19 protein-coding genes are annotated in these 23,422 nt (G+C 69.0%); 9 read left to right on the top strand and 10 right to left on the bottom strand.

The window, feature by feature from the left end:
- Position 1 precedes the first annotated feature (1 nt).
- Positions 2–1,072, top strand: a complete 1,071-nt coding sequence (locus ACWCO2_RS27905) for an NAD(P)H-dependent flavin oxidoreductase (protein ID WP_450130762.1) — start codon at positions 2–4, stop codon at positions 1,070–1,072.
- On the opposite strand, the gene ACWCO2_RS27900 is transcribed toward ACWCO2_RS27905, so the two are convergent.
- From ACWCO2_RS27900 to ACWCO2_RS27890, 3 genes are all read right to left on the bottom strand, one after another.
- On the bottom strand, positions 1,035–1,625 hold the full coding sequence (locus ACWCO2_RS27900) for a TetR/AcrR family transcriptional regulator (protein ID WP_450130743.1): 591 nt from the start codon (positions 1,623–1,625) through the stop codon (positions 1,035–1,037). The genes ACWCO2_RS27905 and ACWCO2_RS27900 overlap by 38 nt on opposite strands.
- A gap of 149 nt (positions 1,626–1,774) precedes the next feature.
- Entirely contained in the window at positions 1,775–2,548 is a 774-nt protein-coding gene (locus ACWCO2_RS27895) for an SDR family oxidoreductase (RefSeq protein WP_450130742.1), read from the bottom strand.
- A gap of 22 nt (positions 2,549–2,570) precedes the next feature.
- Positions 2,571–3,746 carry an acyl-CoA dehydrogenase family protein gene (locus ACWCO2_RS27890; RefSeq protein WP_450130741.1) on the bottom strand — a complete coding sequence of 392 codons (1,176 nt, stop codon included), beginning with the start codon at positions 3,744–3,746 and terminating at the stop codon, positions 2,571–2,573.
- A gap of 151 nt (positions 3,747–3,897) precedes the next feature.
- Between ACWCO2_RS27890 and ACWCO2_RS27885 the strand changes: the two genes are divergently transcribed.
- The 4 genes from ACWCO2_RS27885 to ACWCO2_RS27870 are packed head-to-tail and all read left to right on the top strand — an operon-like array spanning position 3,898 to position 7,964.
- The gene (locus ACWCO2_RS27885; RefSeq protein WP_450130740.1) at positions 3,898–4,752 is read left to right on the top strand and encodes an enoyl-CoA hydratase; all 855 of its coding nucleotides are present in this window, start codon (positions 3,898–3,900) and stop codon (positions 4,750–4,752) included.
- Positions 4,753–4,757: 5 nt separating this feature from the next.
- Positions 4,758–5,873: an acyl-CoA dehydrogenase family protein gene (locus ACWCO2_RS27880; protein ID WP_450130761.1), complete on the top strand. Its 1,116-nt coding sequence runs from the start codon at positions 4,758–4,760 to the stop codon at positions 5,871–5,873.
- A complete protein-coding gene (locus tag ACWCO2_RS27875) occupies positions 5,870–6,856 on the top strand; it encodes an acyl-CoA dehydrogenase family protein (protein ID WP_450130739.1) in 987 nt (328 codons plus the stop codon). The genes ACWCO2_RS27880 and ACWCO2_RS27875 overlap by 4 nt, the downstream gene beginning before the upstream one ends.
- Positions 6,857–6,881: 25 nt before the next feature.
- Complete coding sequence (locus tag ACWCO2_RS27870; RefSeq protein WP_450130738.1) at positions 6,882–7,964, top strand: acyl-CoA dehydrogenase family protein; 1,083 nt, start codon at positions 6,882–6,884, stop codon at positions 7,962–7,964.
- Between the two features lie 85 nt (positions 7,965–8,049).
- Here ACWCO2_RS27870 and ACWCO2_RS27865 read toward each other — a convergent pair whose 3' ends face one another.
- The 5 genes from ACWCO2_RS27865 to ACWCO2_RS27845 form a co-directional block, all read right to left on the bottom strand.
- Positions 8,050–8,391, bottom strand: coding sequence for a YciI family protein (locus ACWCO2_RS27865; protein WP_450130737.1), 342 nt, complete (start codon positions 8,389–8,391; stop codon positions 8,050–8,052).
- 355 nt (positions 8,392–8,746) lie between these two features.
- Entirely contained in the window at positions 8,747–9,175 is a 429-nt protein-coding gene (locus tag ACWCO2_RS27860; RefSeq protein ID WP_450130760.1) for a MaoC family dehydratase, read from the bottom strand.
- Positions 9,175–9,639 carry a MaoC family dehydratase N-terminal domain-containing protein gene (locus ACWCO2_RS27855; RefSeq protein ID WP_450130736.1) on the bottom strand — a complete coding sequence of 155 codons (465 nt, stop codon included), beginning with the start codon at positions 9,637–9,639 and terminating at the stop codon, positions 9,175–9,177. Before ACWCO2_RS27855 ends, ACWCO2_RS27860 begins: the two co-directional genes overlap by 1 nt.
- 83 nt (positions 9,640–9,722) lie before the next feature.
- Positions 9,723–10,883, bottom strand: coding sequence for an acetyl-CoA C-acetyltransferase (locus ACWCO2_RS27850; RefSeq protein WP_450130735.1), 1,161 nt, complete (start codon positions 10,881–10,883; stop codon positions 9,723–9,725).
- Positions 10,884–11,055: 172 nt separating this feature from the next.
- The gene (locus ACWCO2_RS27845) at positions 11,056–11,892 is read right to left on the bottom strand and encodes an SAM-dependent methyltransferase (RefSeq protein WP_450130734.1); all 837 of its coding nucleotides are present in this window, start codon (positions 11,890–11,892) and stop codon (positions 11,056–11,058) included.
- Between the two features lie 128 nt (positions 11,893–12,020).
- Between ACWCO2_RS27845 and ACWCO2_RS27840 the strand changes: the two genes are divergently transcribed.
- The 3 genes from ACWCO2_RS27840 to ACWCO2_RS27830 all read left to right on the top strand — a co-directional run bounded on the left by ACWCO2_RS27840 (position 12,021) and on the right by ACWCO2_RS27830 (position 13,531).
- Positions 12,021–12,890, top strand: a complete 870-nt coding sequence (locus ACWCO2_RS27840) for a helix-turn-helix domain-containing protein (RefSeq protein ID WP_450130733.1) — start codon at positions 12,021–12,023, stop codon at positions 12,888–12,890.
- Between the two features lie 109 nt (positions 12,891–12,999).
- Positions 13,000–13,233 carry a DUF397 domain-containing protein gene (locus ACWCO2_RS27835; RefSeq protein ID WP_450130732.1) on the top strand — a complete coding sequence of 78 codons (234 nt, stop codon included), beginning with the start codon at positions 13,000–13,002 and terminating at the stop codon, positions 13,231–13,233.
- Complete coding sequence (locus ACWCO2_RS27830; protein ID WP_450130731.1) at positions 13,217–13,531, top strand: hypothetical protein; 315 nt, start codon at positions 13,217–13,219, stop codon at positions 13,529–13,531. Before ACWCO2_RS27835 ends, ACWCO2_RS27830 begins: the two co-directional genes overlap by 17 nt.
- A 337-nt stretch (positions 13,532–13,868) precedes the next feature.
- Here the strand turns inward: ACWCO2_RS27830 and ACWCO2_RS27825 are convergent, their stop codons facing one another.
- Together ACWCO2_RS27825 and ACWCO2_RS27820 are read right to left on the bottom strand one after the other, a co-directional pair.
- Entirely contained in the window at positions 13,869–18,875 is a 5,007-nt protein-coding gene (locus ACWCO2_RS27825) for a tetratricopeptide repeat protein (RefSeq protein WP_450130730.1), read from the bottom strand.
- A 417-nt stretch (positions 18,876–19,292) separates the two neighbouring features.
- Positions 19,293–20,468, bottom strand: coding sequence for a GH25 family lysozyme (locus tag ACWCO2_RS27820; protein WP_450130729.1), 1,176 nt, complete (start codon positions 20,466–20,468; stop codon positions 19,293–19,295).
- 512 nt (positions 20,469–20,980) lie between these two features.
- Between ACWCO2_RS27820 and ACWCO2_RS27815 the strand changes: the two genes are divergently transcribed.
- Positions 20,981–23,368, top strand: a complete 2,388-nt coding sequence (locus ACWCO2_RS27815) for a Tex family protein (RefSeq protein WP_450130759.1) — start codon at positions 20,981–20,983, stop codon at positions 23,366–23,368.
- Positions 23,369–23,422: the final 54 nt, after the last annotated feature.

The following is a 23,422-nucleotide window of genomic DNA, read 5'->3' as shown; positions in this document are numbered from 1 at the left end:
CCTGCGCACCCCGCTGTGCGACCTCACCGGCGTCCGCCACCCCGTGGTGCAGACCGGCATGGGCTGGGTCGCCGGACCCAGCCTCGTGTCGGCCACCGCGCAGGCGGGTGGGCTGGGCATCCTGGCCTCGGCGACGATGACGTTGCCGCAGCTGGCCGACGCGGTGCGCGAGGTCAAGGAACGCACCGACAACCCCTTCGGCGTCAACCTGCGCGCCGACGCCTCCGACGCCGAGGAACGGGTGGATCTGCTCATCCGCGAGCAGGTCCGCGTCGCGTCCTTCGCGCTGGCGCCGAGCCAGCGGCTGATCGGCAAGCTCAAGGACGCCGGGATCGTGGTGATCCCCTCGATCGGCGCCCGGCGGCACGCCGAGAAGGTCGCGGCCTGGGGCGCGGATGCGGTTCTGGTGCAAGGAGGTGAAGGCGGCGGGCACACCGGATCGGTGGCCACAACGCTGCTGTTGCCGCAGGTGGTGGACGCGGTGGACATCCCGGTGATCGCCGCTGGCGGGTTCTTCGACGGGCGCGGCCTGGCCGCCGCCCTGTGCTACGGCGCGGCGGGAATCGCGATGGGAACCCGCTTCCTGCTCACCTCGGACAGCCGCGTGCCGCGCGAGGTTCAGCAGTCCTATTTGGACGCATCGGTGTCCGACACGGTGGTCACCACGCAGGTCGACGGGCTGCCGCACCGGATGCTGAAGACCGGGCTGACCGAGGCGGCCGAGTCCAAGAGCCTGCTGCGCCGGCTGCCCGACGCGTTGCGGCAGGCGGTGGCGTTCAAGTCGATGATCGGCATGAGCTGGCGACAGCTCATCACCGACGGCCTGGCCATGCGTCGAGCCCAGAAGCTGCCGCTGAACCGGGTTCTGCTGGCCGCCAACACGCCGATGCTGATCAAGTCCGCACTGGTCGACGGCCGTCCCGAAGCCGGCGTGCTACCCGCGGGTCAGGTGGTCGGGATGATCGACGAGCTGCCCAGCTGCGAGGAGCTGATCGACCGCATCGTCACCGAGGCGGCGAGCGCGCTGTCGGCCGTCATTCCGGCTCTGCGATCCCCTCGCACAGGATCTTGACGTACTGGTCCGCGATGGCCGACGCGGTGAGCTTTCCGCGCGGGTTGTACCAGTGCACCGTCGTCCACACCATGTCGCGGATGAACCGGTAGGCCAGCTTGACGTCGAGGTCGGAGCGGAAGACCCCGGCGCGCTGGCCCTCCAGCAGCACGCGGGTCCAGGTGCGCTCGAAGTCGTTGGCGGCCTTGGTCAGGTAGTCGAACCGGTCCAGCTGCTCGAGGTACTTCGACTCGTTCTGGAAGATCGCGATGGCCGCCCGGTGCTCCTGCATCGCGGCGAAGGACTGCCGGACCAGCTCGGTGATCGCGGTGCGCGGATCGGCGGCCTCCCGCAGCACCTGCTCGTTGGTGCGGCGCTGGTCATCCAGGAAGGCGCGCAGGATCTCGTCGACCATCGACTCCTTGGAGTCGAAGTGGTGGTACAGGCTGCCCGAGAGGATGCCTGCGGCGTCGGCGATGTCGCGCACCGTGGTGGCGAGGAACCCGCGGGTGGCGAACAGCTCGGCGGCGATGGCCAGCAGCTCGGCACGCCGCTCGGAACCGGACTCCCGCATCGGGCGGTTCCTACTGGACAAGCGCTTGGTCGATACCACGGCACAATCCTCTCAAAGCCCGGCGACCACCACCTCCGCAGGCCCTCCGGGCCACCCGGACCTGCGCCACCATCCGGCCCCCGCGATTTCAATGGAAATGGCGGCTCCGGTCAGGGGTGTTGGTTGCTGACGGAGATGACTTCGCCGGTCAGATACGTGGAGTAGTCGCTGGACAGGAAGACGATCACGTTGGCCACTTCCCAGGGCTGGGCGGAGCGGCCGAAGGCCTCGCGGCCGGTGAGCTCGGTCAGCAGCTCCTCGGAGGTCACCTTCGCCAGGTTCTCGTGCATCACCAAGCTCGGTGCGACGGCGTTGATGCGGACCCCCAGCGGTGCCGCGTCCAGCGCCGCGCAGCGGGTCAACGCCATCACGCCGGCCTTCGCCGCCGCGTAGTGCGCCTGGCCCGCCTGCGCGCGCCAGCCGACCACCGAGGCGTTGTTGACCACCACCCCGGCGTTGCCCTGCGCTTGGAACAGCCGCACCGCCGCGCGGGTGCAGCGGAAGGTCCCGTTGAGCGTGACGTCGAGGACCTTGTTCCACTGCTCGTCGGTCATGTCCTGGATGGACGCGGTACCGCCGAGCCCGGCGTTGTTCACCACGATGTCGACCTGCCCGAAAGCGCTGGTCGCGGTGTCGAACATCCGCTGCACCTGCGCTTCATCGGTGACATCGCAGGGCACGGCGATGATCTTCGCGCCGGGCAGCTGCGCGAGTTCGGCGCGAGTCCCTTCCAGCCGGCGCTCGTGCCGATCGCTGATCAGCACCTGCGCGCCTTCCTCGAGCATTCGACGCGCCACAGCGGACCCGATCCCGGTGCCCGCCGCAGCGGTGACCACCGCGGTCTTGCCGGTGAGCAGTCCGTGCGCGGGCGGTGGTGCGGTCATGCCAGGCCTCCTTCTCGCGCGTTCACGGTCGGCTCTCCCGAGGGAGGCCCAGGACGCGCTCGGCGATGATGTTGCGCTGAATCTCGTTGGAGCCGCCGTAAATCGTGTCGGCGCGGGTGAACAGGAACAGCCGCTGCCAGGTGTCGAGGTCGTAGGGCCGGCCCGACGCCAGCAGACCACCGGCACCGGCCACGTCCATCGCCAGCTCACCCAGGTCGCGGTGGAAGGCCGACCACAGCAGCTTCACCACCGAGGACTCCGCACCCGGCGGGCCGTCGGATCCCAGGGTCCGCAGCACCGTGCAGCGCAGCGCTTCCAGATCGACCCAGGCCCGGGCGATCCGGTCGCGCAGCAGCGGATCCTCGATGGCGCCGTTCTCCCTGGCCAGCTCGGTGATCCCGCCCAGTTCCCGGCGGAAGGTCACCTGCTGGTCGACGGTGCCGATGCCGCGCTCGAACCCGAGCGTGCCCATCGCGACCTGCCAACCGGACCCGACTTCGCCGACCACGTTGGCCGCATCGGTGCGCGCGTCGTCGAAGAACACCTCGTTGAACTCCGAGGTCCCGGTCAGCTGCTCGATCGGCCGCACCCGCACACCCGGCTGATCCATCGGAACCAGCAGGTAGGACAGGCCGCGGTGGCGCTGCTGCTCGGAGTCGGTGCGCGCCAGCACGAAGCACCAGTCGGCCACGTGCGCCATCGACGTCCACACCTTCTGGCCGTTGATCACCCACTGGTCGCCTTCGAGGCGCGCAGTCGTGGCGACCCCGGCCAGGTCCGATCCGGCGCCAGGCTCGGAATATCCCTGGCACCACAACTCACGGGCGCCGACGATCTCGGGCAGGAACCGCCGCTGCTGCTCCGGGCTGCCGAAAACCATCAGCGTGGGACCGAGCAGTTCTTCACCGATGTGGCCGACCCGCACCGGCGCGTTGGCCCGCGCGTACTCCTCGTGGAAGATCACCTGCTGCTGCACAGTCGCCTCGCGGCCACCGAACTCGCGCGGCCAGCCCAGGCACGTCCATCCGTGCCCGGCCAGCAGTCGATCCCAAGCCAACCGCACGTCGAAGCCCTCGTGCTCGCGCCCGGGTCCACCCAGCCCGCGGGCCGCGGCGAACTCGCCGGTGAGGTGCTCGCCGAGCCACTCCCGGACTTCGCGGCGGAAGGCCGCTTCTTCGGTGTTGTCGGTGAGGTCCACGCACCCTCCTCGCTCGACGCGGCTGCACGGCGATCTCGCGCGGAATCGGCGCTCCTCGCACCACCCGAGCCGCGAATCGCACTCTACCAAGCACTTGCTTGTTCGGCTATCTTCGATCTGCCGCAACCGCAACGCCGAGCGAGGAGCGCCGATGGCAGCAGAGCAAGCGGTCGTGACCTACGAGCGCCGCGATCAGGTGGCCGTGGTGACGATGAACCGGCCGGACTACCGCAACGCGCAGAACTCCGTGATGACCTACGCCCTCGACGACGCCTTCTACCGGGCCTGCGAGGACGACGAGGTCAAGGTGATCGTGCTGGCCGGAGCCGGCAAGCACTTCTCCGCCGGGCACGACATCGGCTCCCCCGAGCGCGACATCGACGTCAGCTACCCGCGCCGCGCGGGCCTGTGGTGGGACCACACCCGCCACACCGGCGGCGAATCGCGCTTCGCCCGCGAGCAGGAGGTCTACCTGGGCATGTGCCGCCGCTGGCGGGAAATGCCGAAGCCGGTGATCGCCTCGGTGCAGGGCGCGTGTGTGGCCGGCGGGCTGATGCTGGCCTGGGTGTGCGACCTGATCGTGGCCAGCGAGGACGCGTTCTTCGCCGATCCGGTGGTGCGCATGGGAATTCCCGGCGTCGAGTACTTCGCGCACCCGTGGGTGCTCGGTCCGCGGGTGGCCAAGGAGTTCCTGTTCACCGGCAAGCGGATGAGCGCGCAGCGGGCCTACGAGGTCGGCATGGTCAGCCGGGTGGTCCCGCGCGAGGAGCTGGAGAGCGCCACGGCGGAGCTGGCCGCGAACATCGCCGAGATGCCCGGTTTCGGCCTCGCGCTGACCAAGAAGGCGATCAACCAGGCCGAGGACCTGATGGGCCTGCAGAGCGGGATGGATTCGGCCTTCGGACTGCACCACTTCGCGCACGCGCACAACGCCGAGGTCGGCGAGGACTCGCTGAGCGGCATGAACGCGCGGAGCATGAAGCAGGCCCAGCAGAAGCAGGAGTGAGCACTGTGGACCTCGATCTTTCCGCCGCGGATGTGGAGTTCCGCGACGAAGTGCGCGAATGGCTCCGCGAGCACGTCCCGCGCGAGCCGCTGCCGTCGCTGGAGACGGAGGAGGGCTTCGCCGCGCACCGGCGCTGGGAGCAGGAGCTGCACGAAGCTCGGCTGTCGGTGGTGTCGTGGCCGGAGGAGTTCGGCGGGCGGGGCGCGTCGCTGCTGCAATGGGTGCTGTTCGAGGAGGAGTACTACGCCGCGGGCGCTCCCGGACGGGTCAGCCAGAACGGTATTTTCCTCCTGGCACCAACGCTTTTCGAACACGGCACGCCGGATCAGCAGCAGCGGTACCTGCCCCGCATGGCCGCCGGGACCGACATCTGGGCGCAGGCCTGGTCGGAGCCGGAAGCGGGCAGCGACCTCGCCGGGATTCGCTCCACCGCTCGCCGCGTCGACGGCGGCTGGTCGCTGTCCGGGCAGAAGACTTGGAGTTCCCGCGCGGCGTTCGCCGACCGCGCCTTCGGGCTGTTCCGCAGCGATCCCGAGGCCCAGCGGCACCGCGGATTGACGTACTTCCTGTTCCCGCTGGACGCCGACGGGGTCACCGTGCGGCCGATCGGGCGGATCGACGGCAAACCCGCTTTCGCCGAGCTGTTCCTGGACGAGGTGTTCGTGCCCGACGAGGACGTGCTCGGCGGCGTCGGCGAGGGCTGGCGAGTGGCGATGAGCACCGCGAGCAACGAGCGCGGGCTGACGCTGCGCAGCCCCGGCCGGTTCCTCGCCACCGCGCAGAAGCTCACCGAGCTGCCGGGCGCGTTGGACGACGATCGGGTGATGGACGCGTGGATCGCGGCGCAGGCGTATCGGCTGGCCACCTTCGAGACCGTGACCAAGGTGACCGGCGGTGGATCGCTCGGCGCCGAGGCCAGCCTGAACAAGCTGTTCTGGTCCGAACTGGACATCGAGATGCACGAGACGGCGTGGGATCTGCTGGGCCCGGAAGCCGAGCTGTCGCCATGGGTCGAGGGATATCTGTTCTCGCTGGCCGGACCGATTTACGCGGGGACCAACGAGATCCAGCGCAACGTGACGGCCGAGCGCCTGCTCGGGCTGCCGAGGGGGTCGCGATGAAGTTCGCACCGGACCGCGAACAGCAGGACATGGCCGACACGCTGCGGAACCTGCTCGCCGACGCGGACACGCCGAAGATCGCCCGCGCCTGGTCGGGCGGCGAGACCGCGGCGTGGTGGGAGGTGTGGCGCGAGCTGGCCAACGTCGGCGCCACCGGGCTCACCGTGCCGCAGGAGCACGGCGGACTGGAGCTCGGCCCGATCGAGCTGACGCTGTGCCTGGAACAGCTCGGGTACGCGGCGCTGCCGGGGCCGCTCGTCGAGTCCCTGGCGTTCCTGCCGCGCTTGCTGCGGGGTTCGCCGTGGCTGGCTGAGTTGGCCAGTGGCCAGAGCATCGGAACGGCGATCATCGCAGGTCACCTACCCTTTGCGCTCGACGCTGACCAGGCCGGGGCAGTGTTCCGCTGCGACGGCGACAGCGTGGTCCGGCTGGGTGGAATCCAGTTGGAGCGCGCCGAATCCTTCGACCCGGCTCGTCGGCTGTTCACCGCCGAGCACGCCACGGCCGAGCCCGCCGGACCGGCTGATGTCGATGCTGCCTTCGACTACGGCGTGCTGGGCTGCGCCGCTTACCTGCTCGGGGTCGGGCACCGGCTGCTCGACATCGCCACCGAGTACGTCAAGCAGCGGCACCAGTTCGGCCGGCCGGTCGGCGAGTTCCAGGCGGTCAAGCACCACCTGGCGAACGTGCTGCTCAAGCTGGAGTTCGTCCGCCCGCTGATCCGCGGCGCCTGCCTCTCGATCGACGGACCTCGCGGCTCCCGCGACGTCTCCGCGGCCAAGCTCGCCGCAGGCGAGGCGGCTCGCTTCGCCGCGCGCACCGCGCTCCAGGTCCACGGCGCGATCGGCTACACCGCCGAACACGACCTCCACCTCTGGCTCACCAAAGCAACGGCCCTCCGCACGGCCTGGGGCACCCCAACCTGGCACCGCCGCCGCATCGCCACCGCCCTAGCCACCGACCAAACCCCCATCGGCACCTGACCCCGTCACCTCGGAAGGAGGAACTGTGCGCTTCGCGTTCACCGAGGAGCAGGAAGAGCTTCGCCGCACCGTGCGCAAGCTGCTCGACCGCCACGGCGGTCCACCCATCCCCGATCCCGAGGCACCGGAGGCCGGCTTCGACGCGGCGCTGTGGAAGCAGCTCGGGGAGATCGGCGCGCACGCCCTGGCCATCCCCGAGGAGCACGACGGCGTCGGCGCCACGCTGCTGGAAACCCTGATCGTCGTCGAGGAACTGGGCCGCCGACTGGTGAACAACCCGTTCCTGGGCAGCGCCGTGCTCAGCGCCCAAGCACTGCTGGCCACCGGGAACGCCGATGCCCTCGAACGGCTGCTCCCGGGCATCGCGTCGGGCGAGCAAGTGGCCTCACTCGCCTGGGCGGAGTCGGATTCACCTTGGTCTGTCGACACTTTCGCGACCAGCGCGCAGCGCGGCACCGAGGGTTGGCTGCTCGACGGGGACAAGGCGCTGGTGCTCGACGCGGCTCAGGCAGACGTTCTGCTCGTCGTCGCGATGGCCGACGGCGTGGCGTCGCTGTTCGAAGTCTCGCCGGAGTCCATCGTGACCCCGTCAACGCCGCTGGACCTCACCCGGAGCATGGGCGAAGTCCACCTCGACGGGACATCCGCCGAACTCATCGGGCCAGCACCTCTGCAACGCGTGACCGACGTAGCGGCCGCCGCAGTCGCCGCCGAATCGATCGGCGCAGCTCAGCGCTGGCTGCACGAGACGGTGGAGTACACCAAGCTGCGCAAGCAGTTCGGCCGCCCCATCGGTTCGTTCCAGGCCATCAAGCACCGACTCGCCGACTGCTACACGGCGATCGAGTCAGCCCGATCCCTGTCCTACGCGGCGAGCTGGGCAGTGTCCACTTGCGACGATCGAGCCAGCGAACTCGCATCGATGGCCAAATCCGCCTGCTGCGACGCCTACTCGCTGATCGCTGCAGAAGGCGTCCAGCTGCACGGCGGCATCGGCATCACCTGGGAGCACGAAGCCCACCTCCACCTGAAGCGTGCCCACGCGGCGAAACACCTCTTCGGCACCCCGCAAAGCCACCGCGCCACCATCCCCCTGATGCACAGCTAGGCCGTGTTGCCACCTGTGGATAGCGTTGGGGCGAGAAGGCAATCTGGCCGAAGCCGAATGCGATTGCCCGGGAGGTCGAACCCCGTCAGCTGGCGGGATCGTAATGGAACGCGCGCACCTCCTGCGCGCACCGGCAGGCAACCGCCATCTTCGCAGCCCATTCCAGTGCCTCCTCGCGGGAGGGCAACTCCAGTATCGTGTAGCCGCCTTCGAGCTGCTTCGTCTGCGGGTACGTGCCCTCGGTCACCGTGCCATCCCCATCGACCAGGACAGGCGGAACGCTCTCGTCGATTCCACCGCCGAACACCCAGACGCCGGCGTCCTTCGCCTCCTCCACCACCGCGTGCGACGCATCCGAAACTGCCTGCAGATCCTCGCTGGGAAGGACCATGGCACCACTCGGGAACGAGATCAGGTACTTCGTCATCGCATCGACTCCTTCTTCCCGTTTCAGGGATCGGACCCATCCTCGCCGAGCGGGCGCGCTGCGCACAAGATTCACTCACCCACCTCCAACGGGTGAAACAGGCCGTCTCCACCACCGCGCTCACCGCGGCCGCGACACTGCGGGCATCAAGCAGACGACCTCTCAGACGTCGCGAAGGGCATCATCGCCGCCGACCACGGCACGCGCACCCGCGCCGAAGTCCTGGAGCTGGCAACCCGCCGACTCCTGGACTAGCCGCTCGACACCGGGCTCCCCGCAATGCCACTGCGCGAACCTCCCGCCGCGGAACCACCGAGTAACGCAGAGTTCCAGCTGGTCAGGCCGAACGAAGGGGTCAGGTGAGGCGGACGACTGCTCGGGCCTTGGCGAGGACTTCCACGTCTCCGCAGGTGGCCGTGAGGTCCACCGCGACCTGGTTGTCCGGCAGCTTCTCCGCCACTCGGCCGGTGACCAGCACCTCGACGCCGGTGTCGTCGTCGGGCACCACCACTGGCTTGGCGAAGCGGACGCCGTACTCCAGCACCGCGCCGGGGTCGCCCACCCAGTCCGTGACCAGGCGCGCCGCTTCGGCCATGGTGAGCATGCCGTGCGAGATCACGTTCGGCAGGCCGGCCTGCCGGGCGATCCGCTCGTTCCAGTGGATCACGTTGAAGTCCCCGGAAGCACCGCAGTACTTCACCAGCGTCAACCGCTGGATCGGGTACCGCTCCGGTCCGATCTCGGTTCCGACTGCCACGTCGTCGTAGCGCAGGTTCGCCGCCATCACGCCCCCGCTCCGGCCGCGGTCCCCCGTGACACGATCACGTTGGTAGCTGTGCACACCAATTTCCCGCCCGCATCGCGGATTTCAGTCTCCACCCGCACCACCTCGTTCTGCCGAGCATCGCGGATCTCCGCGATCCGCCCGGAGGCGGTCAGCACATCACCGGCCCGAATCGGCCGCTCGTACCGGAACTTCTGCTCCCCGTGCACCACCAACCGCATGTTCAACCCGAACTCGGGCCGCCGGATCGGATTGCTCTCCGCCGCGGCCCCAGCAGCCACGATCCCGAAGGTCGGCGGGGCGATCACATCCGGATGCCCCAACTCCCGAGCAGCCTCAACACTGCGATACGCCGGATTCGGATCCCCGATCGCCTCGGCGAACTCCCGGATCTTCCCCCGCGTCACCTCGTAGGCCTCACCCGCGCTGAACTCGAAGCCCACGAACTCCCTGTTGATCGCCACGCCACTCCCCTCACTCGATCAATACCGGCGTGAAGGGCACCTCGCGGCATCTGTGCTGCCACGAGGCGCCCTTCACCGCGTTGTCAAAGGCGTTCGATGATGGTGACGTTGGCCGTGCCGCCGCCTTCGCACATGGTTTGGAGGCCGTAGCGACCTCCGGTGCGCTCCAGTTCGGACAGCAGGGTCGTCATCAGCTTCGTGCCCGTTGCGCCCAGCGGGTGGCCCAACGCGATCGCGCCGCCGTTGGGGTTGACGCGCGCTGGGTCGATGTCGATTTCCTTGAGCCAGGACAGGACGACGCTCGCGAACGCCTCGTTGATCTCCACGACGTCGATGTCGGATGCGCTCAGGCCCGTCTTGGCCAGCGCGTGCTTGGTCGCCGGGATCGGTGCCGAGAGCATGAAAACGGGGTCGTCTCCGCGCACGCTCATGTGATGCACGCGGGCTCGCGGACGCAGCCCGTGCTCGGCGACTGCCTTCTCCGAGGCGATCAGCAGCGCTGAAGAACCGTCGGAGATCTGGCTGGCGACACCGGCGGTGAGCCTGCCGCCTTCGCGCAGCAACTTGAGGCCTTCGAGCTTCTCCTTGCTGGTGTCGCGCCGCGGGCCCTCGTCGTGCTCGACGCCCGCGATCGGCGCCAGCTCCTCGGCGAAGTGACCGGCGTCGATCGCCGCCGCCGCGCGGCGGTGGCTGGTCAGCGCGAACTCCTCCATGTCGTCGCGGGAGATCTCCCACTTCTCGGCCATCAGCTCCGCGCCGCGGAACTGCGTGACCTCTTCGTCCCCGTAGCGCTCGTACCAGCCGGTCGATCCCGACTTCGGCCCGTAGGCCACGGGAAATCCGAGCTCCGCCGCACCGCGCAGCGCGCTGCCGATCGGGATCGCGCTCATGTTCTGCACGCCACCCGCGATCACCATCTCCGAGGTGCCGCTGAGCACCGCCTGTGCAGCGAAATGCACCGCCTGCTGCGAGGAACCGCACTGCCGGTCGATGGTCACCCCGGGCACGTGTTCGGGGTATCCGGCGGCCAGCCAACCGGTTCGCCCGATGTTGCCGGCCTGTCCGCCGACCGCGTCGACGCAGCCCCACACGACGTCGTCCACCGCGGCCGGATCGATCCCGGTGCGCGATACCAGGCTCTGCAGCACGTGCGCGGACAGATCCGCTGGATGGATGCCACTGAGCCCTCCACCGCGCTTGCCCACCGGGGTTCGCACTGCGTCGATGATGTACGCCTCGGCCATGACCGTCCTCTCCGCCGCACCGGCCGATCCGCGCGGAATCCTCGGCAGCGCAAGCTGATCCAGCTGGACATCAGTACGCCGGAGTCTAACGAAACAAGCAAGCGTTTGGTAGAGGCCAGCACGCGGACCTCTACCTCAGCGACAGCAGGTGGTGGTCAGCTGGACGGAGAGGTCAGGGTTTGCGGGCCACTGCTGCGGCGATGCAGTGCTGGACCGGGGAGAGCGGCTTGATGCGGGGGCCCGTCGGCCACCAGTCCGCGCAGACCGTAAGGCCCGGGTCCACGAGCTCCAGCCCGTTGAACATCGCCTCGATCTGGGCGCGGGTGCGGAATACCCCGGTGCCCATCGGGCTGTGCAGGAACGTCTGCTCCATGCGTCGCGCCAGGTCGCTGAACTCGTCGATCTCCGGGTCCAGGAAGTGGCTGATGCCAACGTAGGAACCCGACGGCAGCGCATCGATGTACTCGCGCATGATGTCCTGCGGCGGCCGTTCGCCGTCGTAGTGGTGCAGGGTGCCCATCTGGAACAGCGCGATCGGCTCGCTGAAGTCCAGGCGCCCGCGCACCACCTCGTCCTGCAGGATCCGCGCGGGCTCGAAGATGTTGGCCGGACTGAAGTGGATCTGGGTGTTCTCCTCCAGTAACGCGCGCCCGTGTGCGAGGACCACCGGGTCGTTGTCGACGTAGACGACCCGCGAATCGGGTGCGATGCGCTGCGCGACCTGGTGGGTGTTCTCCGCGGTCGGCAGCCCGGAACCACAGTCCAGGAACTGGGTGACACCGGTTTCGGAGGCGATGAACCGGGTGGCCCGGATCAGGAACTGCCTGTTGTCCCAAGCGAGTTGGGCCGCTTCCGGGGCGACTTCGCGCACCCGGTGGAACACCTCGCGGTCCACCTCGTAGTTGTCCTTGCCGCCGAGGAAGGCGTCGTAGACGCGGGCGATGCTGGGCTTGCTGGTGTCGATGTGGATCGGAGTTTCGCCGTCGGAGGCGGCGACATCGGCAGTCATCGGGGTGTCCTCACTGGGCTTTCGTCAGGGGGAGGGGTCGAGGGTTGCATAGCGTACGAGCTTCGTCGCTCTGAGTAAACAGTCGATGTGCTATCACTGCGTTGAGCAGGCAACGAGGAGGTGCGGCCATGGCCCGACAGGGTGCTGCCCGCGATGGAAGCCCGACGGCACGACGCATCATCCTGGGCGCCCAGCTGCGCCGACTACGCGAGGCCGCCGAGATCCCGCCCGCGGAAGCGGCGAGAGCCATCCGCGGTTCGGAGTCCAAGATCAGCCGGATGGAGCTGGGCCGGGTTTCGCTGAAGGAACGCGATATCGAAGACCTGCTCACCCTCTACGGCGTGCACGATGCGGCCGAGCGCGCGCACTTCCTCCAGCTGGTCACCGATTCCCGGCAGCCGGGCTGGTGGAACCGGTATGCCGAGTCGATGCCCTCGTGGTTCCAGGACTACGTGGGCCTGGAAGGTGGCGCGGCGCGGATCCAGACCTACGAGCTGCAGTTCATCCCGGGGTTGCTGCAGACCGAGGACTACGCGATGGCACTGGCCAGCTCGGGACATCCGTCGCTGGCCGACGACGACACGCGCCGACGGGTGTCGGTGCGGATGACGCGCCAGAAACTGCTGGACCGCCCGGACGCCCCGCGATTGTGGGCGGTCATCGACGAATCCGTGCTGCACCGCCCGATCGGCGGCACCGCGGTGCTGCGCGCGCAGATCGACCACCTGCTGGAGATGACCAAGCGGCCCAACATCGCGCTGCAGGTCGTGCCGTTCGCGTTGAGCGGGTACGCGGCGGAGGGTTCGTTCACCATGCTGCGCTTCGCCGAGCCCGAACTGCCGGACGTCGTGTACTTGGAACACCTCAGCGGCGCGCTGTACTTGGACAAGCGGGAAGAGATCGAACGATACAGTCGTACACTCGATCGGCTGATGGTCGATGCCCGAACACCGGAGCAAACCCGGCAAATGCTGAGGAAAATCCAGGTTTCACTCTGAACCACCGCCACGCCGCGCACGCTGAGTGATCGCATTGTTGCGGAACGTTGTGGTACCGTTCGCGCAATAGCGTATGCAATTGCATGTGCGGCCGATCCAGGGAGACCTGATGAACGGTAGGTTCGAAGTACCCGTCACCGCCCTGCCGGGCGTGAGCTGGCGAAAGTCCCAGCACAGCGGCAAGTGGGGCAACTGCCTCGAACTCGCGGCGCTGGCCGACGGCACCATCGCGATGCGCCAGTCGCGCGAGTCCAACGGCACCGCGCTGATCTACACCAGAGCCGAGATGGCCGCTTTCCTGAGCGGCGCCAAGGACGGTGAGTTCGATGACCTCGTCAGTTGAGGACCAGTCCAGCGTGCGGCTGCGCAAGCTCGTGGCCCGCGGATTCCGCCTGATGCCGCCGGTGCGCGACGCAGACGGCGAGCTCATGGCCCTGATCTACGTACGCCCGCACGGTGACATCGTCGACGTCGTCGAACTCCGCGGTGAGGACGACGTCCGAGCAGCCCGCGTTTCGCAGGACCACGGCGTCACCGCAGCGAACACGTCCAGCGCGCAGTGGCACACCGCCGGAGAAGCCTGCGAGGTCCTCGACCAGGTCCTCGCACTCCCGGACCGCCTGATCGTCGCCCGCGCCTGAGCTTGGTTTTCAACTCGTTTTGCGTGGCGGCGCAAGTAGCAGAACCTCAGACGCCGCCTGGCTGCGGGATCCCGCTCTTATGTATGTCCAATACACGGCGAACGGGCTGTCCTCGCCAGGCGACGTCTGAGAACCCGCGGCGGTGCCGGTTGCTTAGGTGGGCCAAGCGCCTTCGGCGCTTCAAGACAAAGACCAAAAACAGGTTCGAAAACAAGCACTGACCCCAGCCCCGCGCAGACTCCTCCCTGAGCCGACGGCAGATCGGCGGGTTGGCGCGAACGGACCGTCCGCGCTGCCTTTCGAGGCAATCGGTCCGTTCGCTCCACACCCAGCCAGGTCAGGGCAAGCGCGCCAGAAGCGTGGTCGCCTGCTCCGCGAAGGATTCGTCCTCGGTGCGAACGGCCCGGTCGAGCAGCTCGCGGGCCTTCTCGATTTCGCCGCGCTGGTAACGGAATTCGGCGACGCGGTAAGCAGCCTCGGCGATGAGCTCCTCGTCCTCGGTGTTGGCGAGGGTGTACTCGTAGTGCCGCACTGCTTCCGCACGCTCTTCGCGCCAGTAGTGCATTTCCGCCAGGTGCGCCGAGGCCAACGCCGCCGACGGGTGGCCGAGGTCGATCAGCGCTTGGAACCACGGCGTCGCCGCTTCGATGTCGCGTCGGCGCTTGGCGATCACGCCGAGGTTCATCGCACCCTTCGCCGACAACTCCCGGTCGTCGGACTCCCACGCCCGCAGGCTCCACCCGCGCGCTTCGTCGTCATCCTCGGCTTTGTAGGCGATGGCAGCCAGTTCCAGCAGGGCCTGCCCCGCGTAGAAGTCGTCCGGGGCGGCTTGGATCAGCTGCCGGAAGGTCTGCTGGGCCTGCGCCACCTCGCCTTCCTTGTTCAGCGACTGGGCCAGTGCGTAGACCGCCATTGGGGAGAACTTCTCGTCGGCGTCGTCGGCGGCTTCGCGGAACAGCTCGATCGCCCCGGCCGTGTCGCCTTCGTCGCGGCGCTTGAGCCCGAGCATCGCCTTCATCGCCGAGCCCAGAACTTCGTCCGGGCGCTGCATGAGCTCTTCGGCCGCCGCCGGGTCGTCCTTGGACAGCATCTCCACCAGCCGGAACTTCGCCACCGAGGCGGAGCTCTCGTCACCGGTGCTGAGCACCCACTCGTAGGCCTGCTTCGCACTCACGAGTGCATCGCGACGCTGCAGGACATCGCCCAGCGCGAGCACTGCGGCTGGTTCCGGTTCCGGCGCACCGATCTCCACCGCGCAGCGCAGGTAGATCAGCGCTGCATCGGTGTCATCGGCGTTGAGGAACTCGGTTCCCGCCTCGAAAGCCCATTCTGCGACGTCGCGTTCGGGCACCACCTCGGCCAGGCGCCGCAGCGTGTCCGCCGCCGCGCTGTGGTCCCCGCCCGAGTGCTGCTGTTCCAGCGCCACGCGGGCGTTGTGGAGCGCGTCCTCGCTCAAGCCTTCGTGGGTCGCGCGAGCAGCGGCTTTCACGTAGGCGTTGACCGCGCCGGGCAGGTCGCCCTCTTCGTGGCGGATCATGCCGAGGCCCATCTCGCCGCGCGCCGCGATGTCCGGGTTGTCGGACCGACTGACCCGCTCGTACTCGACCCCGGCCGCGTCACGATCACCTTGCGCCAGAAGCATGTTCGCGAGCCGGCTCCGCGCCGCCTCGGACTGCTCCGGCACGTCGAGTGCTGCCGCTTCGCCGAACCAGCGGACCGCCTCGTCCAAGTTCTCGGCCCGCGATGCGCGCTCACCGAGCCAGAGCATCGCGACGATCGCAGTGTCCGGATCGTCCGAACTGGACGCGCGGTGCAGCAGTCCGTGCGCAGCTTCAGCGGTCTCGCCGACCTGCGCGATGCGGCGGTGCAGCGCGTCGCCGAACTGCTCCGGCGATTCGGCGGCCGCTTCCGCCTGATCCCAGGCACGCCGGGCCTCGAACGGGTCGCCGGACTCGTGGTGCAGCTGTCCGAGCAGAACACCGGCGTCCAGCGCGGGAATCCCCGAACCCGCGCCGAAAGCGTTCCGGCACGCGGACTTCGCGCCCTCAACGTCGTTGAGCCGCGCGAGCAGCTGCGCCAGCAGCACGCCGGCGTGTCCACCACGTTCCGGGTCCGCCACTGCCCTGCGGTACCAGGCCAGCGCGATCGCGTGCTCCTGCTGCTGTTCAGCGAGATAACCGAGCTGCTCTCGGCCTCGGGGCGCGAATTCGGGGTGCCCGTGGTCGGCGACCATGCGGAAGAACACCCGCGCCTCGGCCTCGTCCTCCACCGCCATCCCGAAGTCCAAGCCCAGCTCGGAGCAGATCCGCAGGTCCTCACCGGACACCTCGGCCAGCACCGACGCCGCATCGGTCACGTCGCCCCACGCCGCGCACCAGAAGTCGGCGACCCGCGGCGAGTCGAAGTGCTCGGCGATCGCCGCCCGCGCGCCGTCGACGTCGCCCTCCCCCATCAGCCGATATCCGCGCTGCTCAGCGGTTTCGGTGCCCATCGCCTGGTACACGCGGAGCGTGACGTCCGGGTCGTCGAAGGCCAGGGCTTGCTCGTAAGCGGCCCGTGCCCCGGCTTCGTCCCCGGTGTCCCGCCGCAGGTTGCCGAGCTCCAACGCGGCGTGCGCCTGCACCTGCGCGACTCCGGAAGCGATCGCGGCCACGTAAGCATCCTCCGCGAGGTCGGTTTCCCCTCGCTTGGCGAGCAAAGGCGCGCGGTAGGCGGTCGCCAGCGCCACCGCGTTGCGACCCCCCACCGACGCAGCGCGGTCGAAGGCCGCCAACGCGCCCTCGACGTCGTCGCGCTCATCGCGGAGCACGCCCAGCCTCAGCGCAGCGTCACCGGCGTTCTCGGTGTCGCCCGCCGCGACCTCGGCCAACTGCTTCTCGGCTCCGTCCAGATCACCGTCGTTCTGCAGCAACTCCGCGAGGCTGCACCGGGCGACGGCGGCTTCGTGCGGCTTGTCGCCGCTCGCAGCGCGTTCCCAAGCCTCGCGAGCCCCGGCCTTGTCCCCGCTCTCGTCACGCAGCGCGCCGAGGAACAGCAGCGCTTCCTGCCTCCGGTCGGGGTGACCAACTTCGGCCACCAGCGATAACGCTGCCCTGGTGAACTCGAAATCGCCCTGCGCCTGGTGCTGGTGCGCCAGGTTCAGGCACAGCTCAGTGGCGTTCTCGTGCAGTTCCGGTTCGTCGGCCAGCTCAGCGAGAACGGCGCCCGCGCGGTCGAGATCGCGTCGGATGGCGTGCGCGGCGAAGACCGCCAGCGCGGCCACGTCCGACTCCGAGCCCGCGGCCTGGTCGAAGCACTCCGACGCGGCGTCGAAATCGGCGGAGAGCACCAACTTCTCGCCCAGCAGGTAGGACGCGCGGGGTCCGAACTCGGGGTGACCGCTGGCGGTGGTGGCCCGGTAGAGCGCCTCGAGCTCCTCGTCGCGGCCGGCGATGCGGTAGAGCATCGCGAGCTTGCCGAACACCTCGCCCAGCAACGACGGATACCCCGCAGCCGCGGCGGTGGCGAACGCCGTGATCACGTCTTCCGGCTCTCCGTGCTCGACCAGCAGGTCGCCGAGCTGAGCAGCCGACCACGGCAGCAGCAGCGGATGCCCGCCGTAAACGATCCGCTCCAGCAGCCGCACCGCGTCGTCCGTCCGCTGCTCGCGGACCAGCCAACCGGCCAGCAGCTGACCGGCCCTGGTCCACACCAGACGGTTCGGCGATTCGACCAGCTCGCCCAGCAGTTCCACCGCGGAGGTGACGTCGGTGGCCAGCAGCAACTCGGCCTGCACCAGCAGCGCCAGGTCGCGCGCCTGCGGATCAGCGGCGAGCGTGTCCAGCCCGCCGTCCTCGTCGTGCTCGAGGCGGAAGAGCGCTTCGAGCACTGGGCGTGCAGCGGGCTCCTCGATCAACGCGCGGCGGAAAGCAGCGTCCTGCGCGAGCGAGCCCTCGTCCGCCATCAAAGCGCGTTGCAGGGTCCGGCGGGCCCGTTCGGTGTCGCCTGAGACGGCCTCCAGCAGGCCGAGCGAGTTGGCCGCCATCACCGACCACATCCGCACGTCCATGTCGATGACCTGCTGGTACGCCAGTCGCGCGGCGTCCGGGTCACCAGCGCCGGCCGCCTGGTGGGCACGCATCGCCAACTGCCTGGCGTCGTCCCCGGCCGGGTCCTGCTGCGCGTCGACGACGTCCATCATGGACAGTGCGAGTTCGGCCTGGTGCGCAACACGCGCGTCCTCGGCCTGCGCGGCCTGGCGGAACGCCGCCGCAGCCTCCTCCGCATCACCGTGCTCGTACTGGAGCACGCCGAGGTTGTAGGCCGCCAGCGGCGCCTTGTCCGGATGATCGGAGGCCACGACCCGGCCGAAGCTCTCGATCGCCCCGGCGACGTCGCCCTCGTCGCGCTGCAACTCGGCCAGCACACCCCACGCCTCGACGGAGAAGTGCGGATGCCGGGTGTTGATCACCCGCTGGTAGATCTCGCGCGCCTGGTCCGACTGCCCCAGCGCACGCAGCTGCATGCCGAGGTGGATCAGCGCGTGCAGCCGGATGTTGGGGCGCGAGTCGTCGGCTGCCGACCGGAACGCCTCAGCTGCTCCCGCCGCGTCGCCCATGTCCTCCAGAACCCCGCCCAGCAGCACGTGTCCCCAGCCGAGGTGCTCGGGGTGGCGGTAGGCGATGATCCGCTCGGCCAACCGCCGCGCGGTCGCCGAATCCTCGGCGTGCAGCGCGTAGAGCTTCGCCGCGCCCAGCGAGCCGTAGTTCTGGTGCCCGCTGTCCAGCAGGCGCTGCAAGATCGGCTCGGCGTCGTAGTCGCGCCCCTGCTCCAGCAGCGAGCACGCCTGCTCGTAAGCGACCTGGAGGTACTGGTCGGTGGAGCGTTCGCCCGGCGCGGGCAGCTCAAGCTCCGCGGCGATCTCGACCACCCCGGGGTCGCTGCTGGTCAGCGCCCGCTCGCGGGCTTCCCGGGCGCCCTCGACATCGCCGAGCATGTGCAGCACCTGGGCCAGCAGCGCATCGGCGCGACCAGCAGCGTCCGGGTCGGCGCCATCGGCGGCGAAGCGCAGCACGGCTTGAGCGGCGGTCAGGTCGTCGGCGTCGAACAGCAGCAGGCCGAGGGAGATCGCGGCGATCTGCGCGTAGATCGGGTGCCCGGAGTCGATGGCCCGCTGGTACATCGCGCGGGAACGCTCGGAGTCGTCGAGCTCGCCGAGCAGCCCGCCCAGCAAGCACGCGGCGTGCGCTGCGGCGTCGAAGTCACCGTCGTCCAGGACGGTGCGCAGCTCCCGCTCCGCGGCGGCGAGGTCACCACTGCTCCACAGCCGCCGAGCTGCGGTGACCCGCTGTTCCCACAATGACACGCCGCGCCTCCGATCAGGTGATCATCGATCGCGGCGAGGATATCGGTCGGCCACACCTGATATGGCCCGTCCCCTAGCTCGAAAAAGCCGACGAACATCACCAACCCCAGGCGCAACCAAACACCCACGCCAAACGTCCAACAACACCCGAACCACAGCCTCCACAAAGGACAATTACGCGCCCGGGTGCTACTTGGCCGCGAGCGAGCCTTTCCGCAGGTGGCGAGCCGCGAGCACCTTGCGCGGCGATAGCACCAGAAAGTGCGCATGGGCCTTGAGCAGGCAAAACGCCCCGGCCTGGGTGGGGTTTCCAAATTTCCCTAAATTTGGAAGCCCCACCCGAGACGCGAAGGAGCGGGCCGCCCGCTTTCGCGGACGGCCCGCTCCCGTCGAAATTCCTCGGCGCGAACGCCTGGGTCAGCGCGCCAACCTCTCCAGGCGAGCCTGACCCCCCTGGAACTGGTTCAGGTCGGTGCTGCCGCTGATGCCGGCAACGCTGCCCTCGTCGGTGTACTGCCAGAAGTGCCAGTTGTTGAAGCCATTGGGCACGGCCGGGCTGTCCACGCCGTAGGAAGCCAGCCACAGCGGGTGCCCGTCGAAGCTGTTGGTGTTGGCCATGCACTCCCGCCAGAACGACGGGTTGGCGTAGATGATCGGCTCCTTGCCGGTGCGCTCCTTGACCGTGTCGTTGAAGGTCTTGGTCCACTGGTGCATCTGGTCGACCGACATCCCGTAGCAGCCGCCCGAGTCCGGGTCGACTTCCAGGTCCAGCACCGGCGGCAGGGTCTTGCCGTCGGCCTGGTAGTCAGCGACGTCGAGGAACCAGTTGGCCTGATCCTCAGCGGACGACGAACTTGGCCGCGCGAAGTGGTAGGCACCGGCGATCAGCCCGGCGTCCTTGGCGCCGTGGTACTGCTCGCTGTAGCGCGGGTTGGAGAAGCTGGTGCCGTCGGTGGCCAGCACGAAGGTGAACTTCTTGCCGTCCGCGGCGACCTGGCCCCAGTTGATGGGCCCGTTGTGGTTGGACACGTCGATGCCCTCGACCGGCGGGCCGAGCGGGGCCTCCGGCTCGGGTGCCGGGGCGGCGCCGTGAGTCTCAGCCTGCTGCGGAGGGGGAGCTTGCTGCAGTGTGGCGTGCTGCTCCAGGGCGGCCTGCTTGTCGGGGGTGGCCTTCTGGATCGGGGCGGCCATCGCGGCCTCTTCGATCTCGGGCTTGGCCGGGCCGGCGACGGCAGTGCCGATCACCAGGCCGACGACGCCGACGGCTGCGACCGCGGCGCCCGCCTGCATCGAACGAGTGCGCGAAGCCCGCACGACGGGCTCGGGAAGCTTTTCCTGAACCGCGGCAACGTGCGGCGCAACCCTCTCCCGGAAGCGCCGCACCACCGGAGCGTCCTGGACCCGCCGCAGCAGCGGAGCCAGCCACTGCACGAGGCGCTCGACCAGCGGCGCGAGCCACGCGCGAACGCGGTCCACGGCCACGCGCAGGGCCTGGTCGACCCGCTGGGCCGGGGAGGGGGACGTCTGCTTCGGGGTGGAAGCGTTGTCGAAGTTTTCGGGGGATCTCGGTTGGTCGGAGTTTTCGGGGTTCACGAGTCCCCACGCTCCAGCACGGAGCGTGTACCTGCATCGAGGTTTGTACGTGCCCGGATACCTAGTTTAACCCTTTCGAGCTACAGCGCCCGCTTGATCCGTCACGGTTCGTAACAACAGTCGGTCACGCTCCGACATCCCGGCGGCCCACGTCACAAACCCGCTCGACCCCAGCCCGGTGCTCCGACCACGACTACAGCCAACTCCAATCGCGCCACGAGGCCCGGCAGCGCCGGATCCCCGGTTTTCCGCCGCCACAAAAGCCCCTGAACACCCCAGCCGCAACCATCTCCCCGCGCACCCGTCCATCTACAGTTTCAATTGAAACTGTGATCACTCGTGCCTGGGTTTTACAGTTTCAATTGAAACTGTGGTCGATCACGAGCCGGGACGGTCGACCCTGGTGAGCAGCATCCCGACACGCCGACGCGAGTGCGGACGCAGCCTGCGAGCCCGGTCCGGCACAATGGCCGGTCGGATCTGGCGAAGATCGCAGAGAAGGCGGAATCAGCATAGTGACGACTGTTCATCAGAAGATCGCCGAGGAGCTCGGCGTCCGCGAGCGCCAGGTGCAGTCCGCCGTCGAGCTGCTCGACGGCGGGGCGACTGTGCCCTTCATCGCCCGCTACCGGAAGGAAGCGACCGGCGCCCTCGACGACGCCCAGCTGCGCACGCTCGAAGAGCGTCTGCGCTACCTGCGCGAACTCGAAGAGCGGCGCACGACGGTGCTGGACTCGATCCGGTCCCAGGGCAAGCTCACCGACGAGCTCGAGGCGCAGATCACCGAGGCCGACTCGAAGGCGCGGCTGGAGGACATCTACCTCCCGTACAAGCCCAAGCGCCGCACCAAGGCCCAGATCGCGATCGAGGCGGGCCTGGAGCCGCTGGCCGACAAGCTGCTGGCCGACCCCACCAACGACCCGCAGCAGAACGCGGCGGAGTTCGTCGATGCCGACAAGGGCGTCGCCGACGTGCAGGCCGCGCTGGACGGCGCGCGGTCGATCCTGGTGGAGCGCTTCTCCGAGGACGCCGACCTGATCGGCGAGCTGCGCGAGAAGGTCTGGACGCGCGGCCGGATGGTCTCCAAGGTCCGCGAGGGCAAGGAGGAGGACGGCGCGAAGTTCGCCGACTACTTCGAGTTCTCCGAGCCGTTCAGCGCCCTGCCCTCGCACCGCATCCTGGCGCTGTTCCGCGGTGAGAACGAGGAGGCGCTGGAGCTGTCCCTGGAGCCGGACGACGGTTCCGAGCAGGTCGGCCCGACCGACTACGAGCTGCGCATCGCCCAGCAGTTCGGCATCGCTGACCAGGGCCGTCCGGCCGACAAGTGGCTGTCGGACGTGGTCCGCTGGGCGTGGCGGACCCGCGTCCTGACCCGGCTGAGCGTGGACATGCGCCTGCGACTGCGGCAGAACGCCGAGGACGAGGCGGTCCGGGTGTTCGCGGCCAACCTGCGCGACCTGCTGCTGGCCGCGCCCGCGGGCTCGCGCGCCACGATGGGCCTGGACCCGGGCTTCCGGACCGGCGTGAAGGTCGCGATCGTGGACGGCACCGGCAAGGTCGTCGCCACCGACACGATCTACCCGCACCAGCCGCAGCGGCAGTGGGACCAGGCGCTGGCCAAGCTGGCGACGCTGGCCAAGGAGCACAACGTCGACCTGATCGCGATCGGCAACGGCACGGCCTCCCGCGAGACCGACAAACTGGCCGCCGATCTGATCAGCCAGAACCCGGACCTGAAGCTCACCAAGATCTCGGTGTCCGAGGCGGGCGCGTCGGTGTACTCGGCGTCGGCCTACGCCTCGCGCGAACTGCCGGACCTGGACGTCTCGCTGCGCGGCGCGGTGTCGATCGCCCGCCGACTGCAGGACCCGCTGGCGGAGCTGGTGAAGATCGACCCGAAGTCGATCGGCGTCGGCCAGTACCAGCACGACGTGTCGGAGACGAAGCTGTCGCGCTCCCTGGACGCGGTGGTCGAGGACTGCGTGAACGCGGTGGGCGTGGACGTCAACACGGCGTCGGCCCCGCTACTGACCCGCGTGTCGGGCATCAGCGAGACGCTGGCGGGCAACATCGTCCAGCACCGCGACACCAACGGCCCGTTCCGCACCCGCAAGACGCTCAAGGACGTGGCGCGCTTGGGTCCGAAGGCGTTCGAGCAGTGCGCGGGCTTCCTGCGCATCCCGGACGGCGACGACCCGCTGGACTCCTCCGCGGTGCACCCGGAGGCCTACCCGGTGGTGCAGCGGATCATGGGCAGCACCGGCACGGAGATCCGCGAGCTGATCGGCAACCCCCGGGTGCTGAAGTCGGTGCAGCCGCAGGACTTCGTGGACGACAACTTCGGTCTCCCGACGGTCACCGACATCCTCGCCGAGCTCGACAAGCCGGGCCGAGACCCGCGTCCGGAGTTCAAGACGGCGACCTTCGCCGACGGCGTGGAGAAGATCGCGGACCTCAAGCCGGGCATGACCCTGGAGGGCGTGGTCACCAACGTGGCAGCCTTCGGAGCCTTCGTGGACGTGGGCGTCCACCAGGACGGCCTAGTCCACGTCTCGGCGATGTCGAAGAACTTCGTCAACGACCCCCACGACGTGGTCAAGTCGGGAGACATCGTCCGAGTCAAGGTCCTCGACGTAGACATCCCCCGCAAGCGAATCTCCCTGACGCTCCGTTTGAACGACGAGCCGGGCGCGGGCGGCAAGCCGGAACGCGACTCCAACCGAGGCGGCGGCCGAGGCCAAGGCGGCGGCAACCGCGGCGGCGGCGGCCGAGGAGGCCAGGGCGGCCGAAACGGCGGAGGCCAGGGTCGCGGCGGCCAGAACCGAGGCGGAGGCCAGCGCAACAACGCGCCCTCCGGCTCAATGGCCGACGCCCTCCGCAAGGCAGGCTTCGGCAAGTAAGTGCGAGGTGGGGGGCCTTGACCAACCACTTGGTCAAGGCCCCCCACCTCGGTG

It is taken from the genome of Saccharopolyspora sp. NPDC002376 (assembly GCF_053593195.1).
The sequence above is the reverse complement of the archived record's forward strand: the minus strand, read 5'-3'. Positions and strand labels throughout refer to the sequence as shown.

Bases quoted from the DNA above. Each gene is read 5' to 3' on its own strand.
- ACWCO2_RS27900 (WP_450130743.1), bottom strand. From the start codon at position 1,625: ATGCGGGAGTCCGGTTCCGAGCGGCGTGCCGAGCTGCTGGCCATCGCC.
- ACWCO2_RS27895 (WP_450130742.1), bottom strand. From the start codon at position 2,548: ATGACCGCACCACCGCCCGCGCACGGACTGCTCACCGGCAAGACCGCG.
- ACWCO2_RS27885 (WP_450130740.1), top strand. From the start codon at position 3,898: ATGGCAGCAGAGCAAGCGGTCGTGACCTACGAGCGCCGCGATCAGGTG.
- ACWCO2_RS27875 (WP_450130739.1), top strand. From the start codon at position 5,870: ATGAAGTTCGCACCGGACCGCGAACAGCAGGACATGGCCGACACGCTG.
- ACWCO2_RS27865 (WP_450130737.1), bottom strand. From the start codon at position 8,391: ATGACGAAGTACCTGATCTCGTTCCCGAGTGGTGCCATGGTCCTTCCC.
- ACWCO2_RS27860 (WP_450130760.1), bottom strand. From the start codon at position 9,175: ATGGCGGCGAACCTGCGCTACGACGACGTGGCAGTCGGAACCGAGATC.
- ACWCO2_RS27850 (WP_450130735.1), bottom strand. From the start codon at position 10,883: ATGGCCGAGGCGTACATCATCGACGCAGTGCGAACCCCGGTGGGCAAG.
- ACWCO2_RS27845 (WP_450130734.1), bottom strand. From the start codon at position 11,892: ATGACTGCCGATGTCGCCGCCTCCGACGGCGAAACTCCGATCCACATC.
- ACWCO2_RS27840 (WP_450130733.1), top strand. From the start codon at position 12,021: ATGGCCCGACAGGGTGCTGCCCGCGATGGAAGCCCGACGGCACGACGC.
- ACWCO2_RS27835 (WP_450130732.1), top strand. From the start codon at position 13,000: ATGAACGGTAGGTTCGAAGTACCCGTCACCGCCCTGCCGGGCGTGAGC.
- ACWCO2_RS27830 (WP_450130731.1), top strand. From the start codon at position 13,217: ATGACCTCGTCAGTTGAGGACCAGTCCAGCGTGCGGCTGCGCAAGCTC.